At 73.5% G+C, this 10,792-nt stretch carries 9 protein-coding genes; 1 reads left to right on the forward strand and 8 read right to left on the reverse strand.

The features are described from left to right. Positions 1-3: 3 nt before the first annotated feature. The 8 genes from ACIQUQ_RS17725 to ACIQUQ_RS17760 form a co-directional block, all read right to left on the reverse strand. Positions 4-1,374: a hypothetical protein gene (locus ACIQUQ_RS17725; protein ID WP_403976616.1), complete on the reverse strand. Its 1,371-nt coding sequence runs from the start codon at positions 1,372-1,374 to the stop codon at positions 4-6. Between the two features lie 199 nt (positions 1,375-1,573). Then, positions 1,574-2,560, reverse strand: a complete 987-nt coding sequence (locus ACIQUQ_RS17730) for an N-acetylglucosamine kinase (RefSeq protein WP_403976618.1) — start codon at positions 2,558-2,560, stop codon at positions 1,574-1,576. Beyond that, positions 2,551-3,816 (reverse strand): 6-phospho-beta-glucosidase, encoded by a 1,266-nt coding sequence (locus ACIQUQ_RS17735; protein WP_403976620.1) that lies wholly within the window; start codon positions 3,814-3,816, stop codon positions 2,551-2,553. The genes ACIQUQ_RS17730 and ACIQUQ_RS17735 overlap by 10 nt, the downstream gene beginning before the upstream one ends. A 7-nt stretch (positions 3,817-3,823) precedes the next feature. After that, on the reverse strand, positions 3,824-4,726 hold the full coding sequence (locus ACIQUQ_RS17740) for a carbohydrate ABC transporter permease (protein WP_403976622.1): 903 nt from the start codon (positions 4,724-4,726) through the stop codon (positions 3,824-3,826). Between the two features lie 2 nt (positions 4,727-4,728). After that, positions 4,729-5,670 (reverse strand): carbohydrate ABC transporter permease, encoded by a 942-nt coding sequence (locus ACIQUQ_RS17745; protein WP_403976624.1) that lies wholly within the window; start codon positions 5,668-5,670, stop codon positions 4,729-4,731. Between the two features lie 5 nt (positions 5,671-5,675). After that, complete coding sequence (locus tag ACIQUQ_RS17750) at positions 5,676-7,010, reverse strand: ABC transporter substrate-binding protein (RefSeq protein ID WP_403976626.1); 1,335 nt, start codon at positions 7,008-7,010, stop codon at positions 5,676-5,678. Positions 7,011-7,151: 141 nt separating this feature from the next. Beyond that, positions 7,152-8,384, reverse strand: a complete 1,233-nt coding sequence (locus ACIQUQ_RS17755; RefSeq protein ID WP_403976628.1) for an ROK family protein — start codon at positions 8,382-8,384, stop codon at positions 7,152-7,154. A gap of 169 nt (positions 8,385-8,553) precedes the next feature. Then, positions 8,554-9,624: a mechanosensitive ion channel family protein gene (locus ACIQUQ_RS17760; RefSeq protein WP_403976630.1), complete on the reverse strand. Its 1,071-nt coding sequence runs from the start codon at positions 9,622-9,624 to the stop codon at positions 8,554-8,556. Positions 9,625-9,882: 258 nt separating this feature from the next. Between ACIQUQ_RS17760 and ACIQUQ_RS17765 the strand changes: the two genes are divergently transcribed. Continuing rightward, positions 9,883-10,413, forward strand: a complete 531-nt coding sequence (locus ACIQUQ_RS17765; RefSeq protein WP_399950604.1) for an HNH endonuclease — start codon at positions 9,883-9,885, stop codon at positions 10,411-10,413. Positions 10,414-10,792 lie beyond the last annotated feature (379 nt).

Genomic DNA, 10,792 nt, shown 5'->3' on the forward strand with positions numbered 1-10,792 from the left:
ATCTCACCTGTACTCCGAAAGCCTGCGCCCGATACCGAGCAACGCCGCCACCGCGCCCAGCACCGCCAGCGCCGCCGCGCCCTGGGCGAGGCCGCCGAACGCGCCGAGACCGTTCCGGGCGGCCGTGGTGAACTCCCGCTGCTCGTGCGCCACGGCCTCCTGGAGCGAGGCGTCCACCTTGTCGAAGGAGGCGCCCGTGCTGTTCCCGCCGCCGATCACCTGCGTCAGGGCGCCCTCGTAGTCGCCGCTGACGTCCGTGGCCCGGGCGGCGGCGTGCCGCGCCCGCCACTCGCGGAAGCCCGCCAGCGCCCGCGCCACCGGCTCGGCGCCCGCCGGGTCGTCCGCGAGCCGGCCGGCCCGCTCCAGACCCTCCTGCAGCGCCGTCATGTCCGAGGCGAAGTCCACGTCGTACTTGTCGGACTTCTTGTCCGCGGCCAGCACCGCGCCGCGCGACACCAGCGTGAGGTTCTCGTTCGCCCGCGCCTGGAGCGAGGCGATCCGGGCGTCGTTGAGCACCTTCAGCGACTCCTGGCCGCGCGCCCGGGACTCCTGCAGGTCCGCCCGCGCGACCAGGTGACCCACGCCCAGCCACAGCAGCACCACCAGGGAGGCGGCCGAGGCGGCCAGCAACCCGTGGTTGAGCACCCGGTTGGTCCGCCGGAAGTTGCGGTACTGCGCCCAGCCGAGCACCGCCAGCGCTGCGAGCCCGGCGGCGAGGGCGGCCAGCGGCCACGACCCCGCCCGGGAGTAGTCCGCGTACAGCCGGCCGGTCTCCGCCTCGTACAGCCGCTGCGCGGCCGGCAGCAGCTGCGTGCTCATCCGCTCGTTCGCGTACCGCAGGTAGGCGCCGCCCAGCGGCAGGCCCTGCCGGTTGTTGGCGCGGGCCTGCTCGATCAGGCCGGTGTAGCGGGGGAGCTGCTCGTTCAGCAGGGCGATCTGCCGGGCCGACTCCGCGGAGCCGCCGGTGTTCGCCGCCGCCTTCACCAGCAGCCGTGAGGCGTTGGCGATGTCCCGCTCGTACCGCTCCCGCACGGCCCGCGACTCGCCGCTGCCCGCGAGGAAGCCGCTGGAGGAGGCCGTGTCGGCGTCCGCGAGGGAACGGTAGATGCTCGCCGCGTCCGCGCTCAGCGGCTGGCTGCGGCTCACCACGTCCTCCGCGGCGGCCGAGCGGTCGGCGATCTGCCAGGCGGTCACGGCACCGAACAGCACCACGAGCGCCGCCAGCACCGCCCCGATGATCCGCAGCCGGCCGGGCTCGGTCGTCGCGGCGGCACGCAGCCGGTCCACGCCCTCCGACCAGGCGGTACGCCGCCGGGGCGGCGGCACCGTGCCCGGCTCCGGCGCAGCCGTCGGCGCGATCGACGCGTATGTCACCCGGCCTCTCCCCCCTCAGGTCCTGGCCAGAAGTATGGACGCAGTGGCCGACGAGCACAGCATCAACGGCTGGATCTTGACCGAACCACCCGTGCCGCCGTTACCCGCGCCCCGGCCCCGCCCCACGTTCCGCTCCCCTCCGGCAGACGGCCCCGCGCCCCGCCCCGGTTCCAGTCCTCCCCAGCGGCGGGCCGCCGAATCACCCGAACCGGAGCCGGAGTTCCCCGTACGCCGGTTCGCGCGCCCCCACCGCGTCGAGCCCCAGCAGCCCCGCCCCCAGCACCGGGGCGGCGGTGACCACCGTCACCCGCGCCAGGGGCGCGCGGACGGCCAGCCGGGCCGCCAGCCGGTCGTGCAGCCGGGGGTGCCCGGCCGCCAGCACGCTCCCGCCGAGCACGACCGGCACCTCCTCGGCCAGCAGCCCGAGCCGCTCCAGCGCGACCGAGGCCATCGCGACGACCTCGTCGGCCTGCCGGTCGACCAGGGCCTGTGCCACCGCGTCGCCCCGGTCCGCCACCGCGAAGAGCACCGGGGTCATCTCGTGCCGCCGCACGCGCGGGATCCGCCCCAGGTGCAGGGCCTCGACCAGCTCGTACACCGAGCCCAGCCCGAAGTGCGCCGGCAGCGCCTTGGCCAGCTCGGTGGGCGCGCCCCGGCCGTCCTCGGCCCGGGCCGCGAACCACATGGCCTCGTCGGCCAGTCCGCCCCCGCCGCCCCAGTCGCCGGAGATCTGGCCCACCGCGGGGAAGCGGGCCGTCCGCCCGTCCGGGGTCATCCCCACGCAGTTGATGCCAGCCCCGCACACCACCGCCACCCCGCGCGGCTCGGCGCCCGCCGGCAGCCCGGCGCGCAGCAGCGCGAAGGTGTCGTTGTACACGGCGGTGCTGCGGCCCCAGCCGCGCCGCTCGATCTCCCGGGCCAGCTCCCGCTCCTCCTGCGGGAAGTCGGCGTTGGCCAGACAGGCCGACACGTGGCCGGCGAGCGGGCCGCCGCCGTCCGCCGCGGCCCCGCAGGAGGCCAGCGCCTCGGCGATCACGTCCACCGCCGCGGCCACTCCGGTCACCGCGGGCTGGAAGCCGCCGGCCCGTCCCCGGGCGGACACGGACCCGTCCGGGGCGATCAGCGCGACGTCGGTCTTGCTGTTGCCGGCGTCCACCGCCAGGACGGCGTACGGGGTCACAGCCATGGGAGGTGCTCCTCGTTGTGCGCGAGCAGCCGGTCGGTGAGGCCCTCGGCCCGGTCGTACTGGCCGACCAGCGGGTGGGCCAGGAGGGCCCGGAAGACCCGGTCCCGGCCGCCGCGCAGGGCGGCGTCCAGGGCCAGTTCCTCGTACGCCGTGACCTGCGCGACCAGACCCGCGTACAGGGGGTCGAGGCGCGGCACGGGCAGCGGGACGGCGCCGGAGGCGTCCACCCGGGCCGGCACCTCGATCACCGCGTCGTCGGGGAGGAAAGGCAGCGTGCCGCGGTTGAGGGTGTTGACCACCTGCACCGGGCTGCCGCCGTCGCCCAGCAGCGCCGCCGCCAGGTCCACGGCGGCCTCGGAGTAGAAGGCGCCGCCGCGCTTCGCGAGCAGCTCCGGCTTCTCGTCCAGGGCCGGGTCGGCGTACAGCGCCAGCAGTTCGCGCTCCATCGCGGCCACCTCGGCGGCCCGCGAGGGCTTCTCGCGCATCTCCCGCACCACCTCGTCGTGCGCGTAGAAGTAGCGCAGGTAGTACGAGGGGACGACGCCGAGCCGCTCCAGCACCTCCGGCGGCAGCTTCAGGTCCGCGGCCACCGCGGCGCCGTGCCGGGCCAGCAGCTCCGGCAGCAGGTCGGGCCCGTCGGGGCCGCCCTTGCGCACGCCGAGTTCCCAGGTCAGGTGGTTGAGCCCGACGTGGTCCAGGTGGAGTTCGGCGGGCGCGAGTCCCAGCAGGGCGGCGAACTTCCGCTGGAGCCCGATGGCCACGTTGCACAGGCCGACGGCCTTGTGGCCGGCGGTGAGCAGGGCCCGGGTGACGATGCCGACCGGGTTGGTGAAGTCGATGATCCAGGCGTCGGGGTTGGTACGGCGCACCCGCTCGGCGATGTCGAGCACCACCGGCACCGTGCGGAGCGCCTTGGCGAGCCCGCCCGCGCCGGTGGTCTCCTGGCCGACGCAGCCGCACTCCAGCGGCCAGGTCTCGTCCTTCTCGCGGGCCGCCTGGCCGCCCACGCGCAGCTGGAGCAGGACGGCGTCGGCGTCCGCGACGCCGGCGTCGAGGTCGGCGGTGGTGGTGATGCGTCCGGGGTGGCCCTGGCGGGCGAAGATCCGCCGGGCCAGGCCGCCGACGAGCTCCAGCCGCTCGGCGGCCGGGTCCACCAGGACGAGTTCGCTGATGGGCAGGGTCTCGCGGAGCCGCGCGAACCCGTCGATCAGTTCGGGGGTGTAGGTGGACCCGCCACCCACGACGGTCAGCTTCATCGTGCTGTCAGCCCTTCACTCCGGTCAGGGTGACGCCCTCGACGAACGCCTTCTGGGCGAAGAAGAAGAGGACGATCACGGGGGCCATGACCAGCGCCGTCGCGGCCATGGTGAGGTTCCAGTCGGTGTGGTGCGCGCCCTTGAAGGACTCCAGCCCGTAGCTGAGGGTCCAGGCGGCGGGGTTCTCCGAGGCGTAGATCTGCGGGCCGAAGTAGTCGTTCCAGCAGGCGAAGAACTGGAAGAGGGCCACCGCGGCGAGGCCGGGCTTCGCCATCGGCAGGACCACCCGCAGCAGGGTGCGCAGTTCGCCGCAGCCGTCGACCTTCGCGGAGTCGAGGTACTCGCGGGGGATGGTCAGCAGGAACTGGCGCAGCAGGAAGACCGAGAAGGCGTCGCCGAAGGCGAGCGGCAGGACGAGCGGCCACAGGGTGCCGGACAGGCCCAGCTGCTTGGCCCAGAACAGGTACATGGGGATGACCACGACCTGCGGCGGCAGCATCATCATCGAGACCACGAGCAGCAGCGACAGGTTCCGGCCCCGGAAGCGGAACCGGGCGAGCGCGTACGCCACCGGCACCGAGGAGACCAGTGTCAGCAGGGTGCCGAGGCCCGCGTACAGCAGGGTGTTGCGCCACCAGGTGAGGAAGCCCGGGGTGCGCCAGACCTCCGCGTAGTTCCCCCACTCCCAGGTGCGCGGCCACAGGTCCCGGGTGAGGGCCTGCTGGTCGCTCATCAGGGAGGTGAGGACGAGGAAGACGAAGGGGAGCACGAAGAACAGGGCGGCCGCGACGGCCAGCGCGTGGACGCCGATCCAGTGCAGCACGGCCGTGCGGCGGGCGGCGGCCCGGGCGGCGGGGCCGGCGGTGGTGGTCCGGCCGGTGGCCGGGGGAGCGGTCAGGGAGGTCGTCATCGTCAGTCACCCGTTCCCACGAGTCCGCCGCGGCGTCGCATCAGCAGCGCCGTGAACGCCATGGCCAGTGCGAAGAGCACGAGCGCGACCACGCAGGCCGAGCCGTAGTCGAAGCGCTGGAATCCGAGGTTGTAGACCAGCTGGGGCAGGGTCAGCGTGGACTTGTCGGGGTAGCCGGGCTCGAACTGCTGGCCCGAGCCGCCGATCACCCCGGCCGCCACCTTTCCCGCCACCAGCGGCTGCGTGTAGGCCTGCATGGCCTGGATCACGCCGGTGACCACCGCGAACAGCACGATGGGCGAGATGTTGGGCAGCGTGATGTGGCGGAACCGCTGCCAGGCACCGGCGCCGTCCAGCTGGGCCGCCTCGTACTGTTCCTTCGGCACATCGAGCAGCGCCGCCATGAAGATCACCATCAGGTCGCCGATGCCCCACAGGGCGAGCAGCGTCAGCGCCGGCTTGGACCAGGACGGGTCGGTGAACCAGCCCGGCGCCGGCAGGCCCAGTCCCTCCAGGACCGTGTTGGCGGGCCCGGTGCCGGGGTTGAGCAGGAAGACGAAACCGAGGGTGGCCGCGACGGGCGGGGCCAGGTACGGCAGGTAGAAGAGCGTCCTGAAGAGCCCGGACCCGGTCTTGATCCGGGTCACCAGCAGGCCGATGCCGAGTCCGAACACGACCCGGCAGGTGACCATCACCAGCACCAGCCAGAGCGTGTTGCGGACCGCCGGCCAGAAGAGCGGGTAGTCGGTGAGGACGTACGACCAGTTGGCGGCGCCGTCGAAGGCCGGGGGCCGGATCCCGTCGTAGTCCATGAGGGAGAAGTAGACGGTCGACAGGAGCGGGTACGCGAAGAACACGCTGAAGCCGACCAGCCAGGGCGACATGAAGGCCGCGGCGGTGAGCGCGGCCCGCCGCTGCTTCGCCCGCAGGGTGTGCGTGGCCATGGGGGCTACTTCGCCTTCGCGATGTCGGTGTCGACCTGCGCGGCCGTCTTCGCCAGGCCCGCGGCCAGGTCGGGCACGGCGCCCTTCTCCACCTGGTACGCGAAGTCCGTGAAGGTCAGCTGGTAGGTGCCGCCGTCGGCCTGGGCGGGGGTGGTGTTGGACTTCGGGTGCCGCGCGATGTCGAGGAAGGTGCGGAAGCCGGGCTCGGTGACGAGCTTCGGCGACTCCAGCGCGGCCTTGGTCGAGGGCACGTTGTGGATGGCGTTGGCGAAGGCCACCACCGCCTCGGTGTCCGTGGTCAGGTACCGCACCAGCTCCCAGGCGGCGTTCTGCTTGGCGCTGGTGGCCGCGATGCCGACGATGGTGCCGGAGAGGTAGCCCTTGCCGTAGTCGGCGAGGCGGTCGTCCGGGACGGGCAGCGGGGCGGTGCCGATCTCGAACTTCACCCCGGCCTCCCGGGCCATGGCCAGCCGCCACTCGCCGTCGATCTGCATGGCGACCCTGCCCTGGTGGAAGGGGTGTTCGGCGCCCCACTCGTCGCCGAAGGTGCTGCGGAACCGCTCCAGCTTCGCGTACCCGCCGAGCGCCTCGACCAGGCCCTTCTGGTAGGTCAGCATCTGCGCGAAGGCCGGGTCCTTCGCGAGGTTCGACTTCCCGTCGGCGCCGAAGTACGCGGGGCTCCACTGGGCCGCCAGCCGCATCGGGGTGGTCTCGTAGCCGTGGAAGGTGGGCATGACGCCGACCCGCTCGTAGCCGTCGCCCTTCGCCTTGGTGAGCTTCTTCGCCACCTCGGTGAACTGGCTCCAGGTCTTCGGCGGTCCGGTGATGCCGGCCGCCTCGAAGGCGTCCTTGTCGTAGTAGAGCCCGTACGCGTCGTTCAGCAGCGGCAGGGCGCACTGATTGCCGCGGAACTGGGTGTAGTCCAGCAGCGGCTGGGGGAAGACGGCCCGCTTGTCGACCTTCGACTTGGCGAGGAAGGGGTTGAGGTCCACGAAGGCGCCCGAGGTGCAGAACTTGCCCACGCTGTCGGTGGTGAACGAGGACACCACGTCGGGGGCCGCGTCGCCGCCCGCGCGCAGGGCCTGGTTGACCTTGTCGTCGGTCATGTTGCCGGTGACCTTGACGTGGATGTCGGGGTGGGCGTCCTCGAACCGGGCGATGTTCTCCTGGATGGCCTTGACCTCGCCCGGGGCGCTCCAGCCGTGCCAGAAGGTGAGGGTGACCTCCTTCCCCGGGTCGTCCTGGGCCTGGCCGCCGGACTGTCCGGTGCACGCGGTGGCGAGCGCGGATATCGCGGCGGCGACGGCGACAGCCGCGGTCAGACTGCGGGTCCTGGGCATGGCTGTGTCTCCCTGAGGGGTGGGGCGGGCAGGGGCGGGGGCGGGTGGCGCCGGGGTGCGGGTGCGCCGGGTGCGTGCGGGTGTACGTGTGCGGGCGGGGGCGTGGGGGGCTTGCGTACGCGGGCGGGGGCGGGCGGTGGGTCAGCGCGAGGTGTCGAAGACCTCGTCACGGGTGGCGGAGAGGGCGCTCTCCAGCGCGCCGCGCAGCACGGGCTGGTCCTGGACCTCGCCGGTCACCAGCCGGGGCCGGGCCGCGGCGAGTTCGGCGAGCTCGGTCCCGACCAGTTCGCGCAGCGCCTCCCCGCCGGCGGTGACGGCCGCGCCGGACAGCACGACGACCTCCGGGTCCAGTACGGCGACCACCGCGGCCAGACCGGTGGCGAGCGCCGTCGCGTACCGCTCCAGAAGCTGCCGGTACGGCCCCCCGGTCTCCTGCGCGGCCCGGCCGAGCAGGGCCAGCGCGGGCCCGAGGTGCGGATCGCGGCCGGGTGCCGGCTCGTCGTGCGGGGGGAGGTCGGTGATGCCCAGTTCCCGGGCGAGCGCGGGCAGCGCCTGTACGCCGGCCAGCTCCTGGTAGCCACCGGAGCCGACCCGGGCCACCTGACGGACCAGCGGGGCGCCGGGCACCGGCAGGAAGCCGACCTCGCCGGCGCCGCCGGTCCAGCCGCGGTGCAGCCGGCCGCCGATGACCAGGGCGGCGCCGATGCCCTCCTGGTTCCACAGCAGCACGAAGTCCTCGTGGCCCCGGGCGGCGCCGAGCCGCTGCTCGGCGACGGCGGCGAGGTTCACGTCGTTCTCGTACTCGACCGGCATCGGCAGCACCGCGGCCAGCTCGTCCAGCAGGGTGGGGGAGTGCCAGCCCGGCAGGTGGCTGGCGTACCGCAGGCGTCCGGTGTGCGGGTCGAAGGCGCCGGGCGTGCCGATGACCACGCGGTGGAGCGCCGAGCGGGTCAGTCCCGCGGCCGCGACCGCGCCGTCGAGCGCGGCCACCACCCGCTCGACCGCGCCGGGCGCGCCCGGACCCCGGCGGGCGGGGGAGGGCAGCTCGAAGGTGCCCACCGTCTCGCCGGCCAGGTCCGCGACGGCCGCGACGATCCGCTCGGGGGTCACGTCCAGGGCCCCGACGTGTGCGGCGCCCGCGTTGAGCGCGTACAGCTGGGCGCTGGGTCCCGGCCGCCCGCCGTCGGTGCCGGTGGCGACGACCAGCCCGGCGGCCTCCAGCCGGGCCAGCAGCTGGGAGGCGGTGGGCTTGGACAGGCCGGTCAGGCGGCCGATGCGGGTACGGGAGAGAGGGCCGTGTTCCAGCAGCAGGTCCAGGGCGGCCCGGTCGTTCATGGCCCGCAGCACGCGGGGGGTTCCTGGGGTACCTGCCATGGTGCGCTCTCTCCCGAAACTGTTAGGAAACTTTCCTATCGGCTGCGGAGCAACGTAGTGCGCAGCTCAGGGGCGCGTCAACGGTCCGCGCGCAGGCCGCGGAAAACGCCTTCGCCCCCGTCGGCGGGACCGACGGGGGCGAAGGCGTGCAGCGGGGGACGGGTCCCGGCTACTTGGTCATCCGGGGGCCCTGCGGCTGCGGTATCGGCGCGGTGGCCAGGGACTGCGGCGAGGCCGGGTTCGCCAGCGCCGACGGCGGCGCCACCGTGGCGGCCGGGTCGGGGGCCGGTGCCGCGTCCTCCTCGGCCGGTCCCACACCGCCGACGATCCGGATGCCCGCGTCGTCGAACGCCTGCTTGATCCGCCAGCGCAGCTCGCGCTCCACGGAGAACTGCTGGCCGGGCATGGTCTTGGCGGAGACCTTGACGGTCATCGAGGCGAGCAGCACCTCGTCCAGGCCCAGGACCTCGATCGGGCCCCACAGCCGCTCGTCCCAGGGGGACTCCTTGGACATCGCGTCCGCCACGTCGGTGATCACCCGGCGCACCTTGGCCAGGTCCTCGGTCGGCTTGACCTGCACGTCCACCCCGGCGGTGGCCCAGCCCTGGCTCAGGTTCCCGATCCGCTTGACCTCGCCGTTGCGCACGTACCAGATCTCACCGTTGTCGCCGCGCAGCTTCGTGACGCGCAGGCCGACCTCGATCACCTCGCCGGAGGCGACGCCCGCGTCGATCTTGTCGCCGACGCCGTACTGGTCCTCCAGGATCATGAAGACGCCGGACAGGAAGTCCGTGACCAGGTTCCGCGCGCCGAAACCGATGGCCACACCGGCCACACCGGCGCTCGCCAGCAGCGGGCCGAGGTTGATCTCCAGCGCGCCGAGCACCATCAGCCCGGCCGTGCCCAGGATCAGGAACGACGCCACCGAGCGCAGCACCGAGCCGATCGCCTCGGAGCGCTGGCGCCGCCGCTCGGCGTTGACCAGCAGTCCGCCGAGCGCCGTGCCCTCCACGGCCTCGGCACTGCGGTTCATCCGCGTTATGAACTTGGTGATCGCCTTGCGGATCACCGACCGGAGCACTCCCGCGATCACCAGGATCAGCAGGATCTTCAGTCCCGTGTTGAGCCAGTCGGCCCAGTTCTCCTCCACGAATCCCGCGGCGTTCGTCGCGGTCTCGTGGGCCTCTTGCAGCGTGGTCGGCGCATCGGGGGCCGTCAGGGCCAGCACGGGCCAGGACACGACAGGAACCTCCAGGTGTAGCGGTCCGCCCGCGGGGTGTGGCGGGACAGGCCCTCCACACTAACGGCGCATTCCGCCTTACCCCGTCGCCTTGTTCGAGGGAGAGACCAGTCTCACCGGGGGATGACACCGGTGTGGTCGAAAACACCTCCGGCCCGTTACAGCCTCGTGGTGGCGCTTCGACCAGCAGTGAGGAGAGACTGAAAGCAGATCGTCCCGGCGCGAGCCACGCGCCGCCGGCGTACAAGGAGGCAGTCCGTGCCGCACGTCCTGGTCCTCAACGCGTCGTACGAGCCCCTCGGCGTCGTACCGCTCCGCCGCGCGCTCGTCCTCGTCCTGGAGAACAAGGCCATCTCCCTCGAGGAATCCGGCGCCTTCATGCACAGCGCGACCAGAGTCGTCCCCGCGCCCAGCGTGGTACGCCTGAAGCGGTTCGTGCGGGTCCCCTACCGGGGGCCCGTTCCTCTCACCCGTCGCGCCCTGTTCGCCCGGGACGGCGGCCGCTGCATGTACTGCGGCGGCGTCGCCACCAGCGTCGACCACGTGATCCCCCGCAGCCGCGGCGGCCAGCACGTGTGGGACAACGTCGTGGCGGCCTGCCGCCGCTGCAACCACGTCAAGGCCGACCGGCACCTGGTCGACCTCGGCTGGCGGCTGCGCCACCAGCCGGCTCCGCCGTCGGGTCTGGCCTGGCGGATCATCGGCACGGGTCACCGGGACCCACGCTGGATGCCGTACCTCCAGCCGTACGGGGCCGAAGACGCCCTGGCCCGCACGGCGGCGTCCTGACCCCTCCCGTACCGGGTGTCGCCAGGTTCGGGTCCCGTGCCGGGTGCGGTGCGGTGCGTTGCCGGGGGTGCGGGTTCCGTGCCGGGTGGGGTGCGTTGCCGGTGGTGCGGGTCCCGTGCCGGGTGGGGTGCGTTGCCGGGGGCGCCCGGTCCCGTGCCGGGTGCGGTGCGTTGCCGGTGGTTCGGGTCCCGTGCCGGGTGCGGTTGCGTGCCGGGGGCGCGGGTCCCGTGCCGGGTGCGGTGCGTTACCGGGGGTGCGGTGCCGATGTTGGGTGCGGCGCCGTTGTGGTGCGGGCCGTTGCCGCTGCGCGGAGCCGTTTCCCCACCCCGCCCCTTCCCGAACCGGGGCTCCGCCCCGGACCCCGCGCCTCAAACGCCGG

Source organism: Streptomyces sp. NPDC101118 (assembly GCF_044759445.1).
In the GTDB taxonomy this organism is placed as follows: Bacteria; Actinomycetota; Actinomycetes; order Streptomycetales; family Streptomycetaceae; genus Streptomyces.

Excerpts from the sequence above, each read along its gene's own strand:
- ACIQUQ_RS17730 (WP_403976618.1), bottom strand. The coding sequence starts at position 2,560 with ATGGCTGTGACCCCGTACGCCGTCCTGGCGGTGGACGCCGGCAACAGC.
- ACIQUQ_RS17735 (WP_403976620.1), bottom strand. The coding sequence starts at position 3,816 with ATGAAGCTGACCGTCGTGGGTGGCGGGTCCACCTACACCCCCGAACTG.
- ACIQUQ_RS17740 (WP_403976622.1), bottom strand. The coding sequence starts at position 4,726 with ATGACGACCTCCCTGACCGCTCCCCCGGCCACCGGCCGGACCACCACC.
- ACIQUQ_RS17745 (WP_403976624.1), bottom strand. The coding sequence starts at position 5,670 with ATGGCCACGCACACCCTGCGGGCGAAGCAGCGGCGGGCCGCGCTCACC.
- ACIQUQ_RS17750 (WP_403976626.1), bottom strand. The coding sequence starts at position 7,010 with ATGCCCAGGACCCGCAGTCTGACCGCGGCTGTCGCCGTCGCCGCCGCG.
- ACIQUQ_RS17755 (WP_403976628.1), bottom strand. The coding sequence starts at position 8,384 with ATGGCAGGTACCCCAGGAACCCCCCGCGTGCTGCGGGCCATGAACGAC.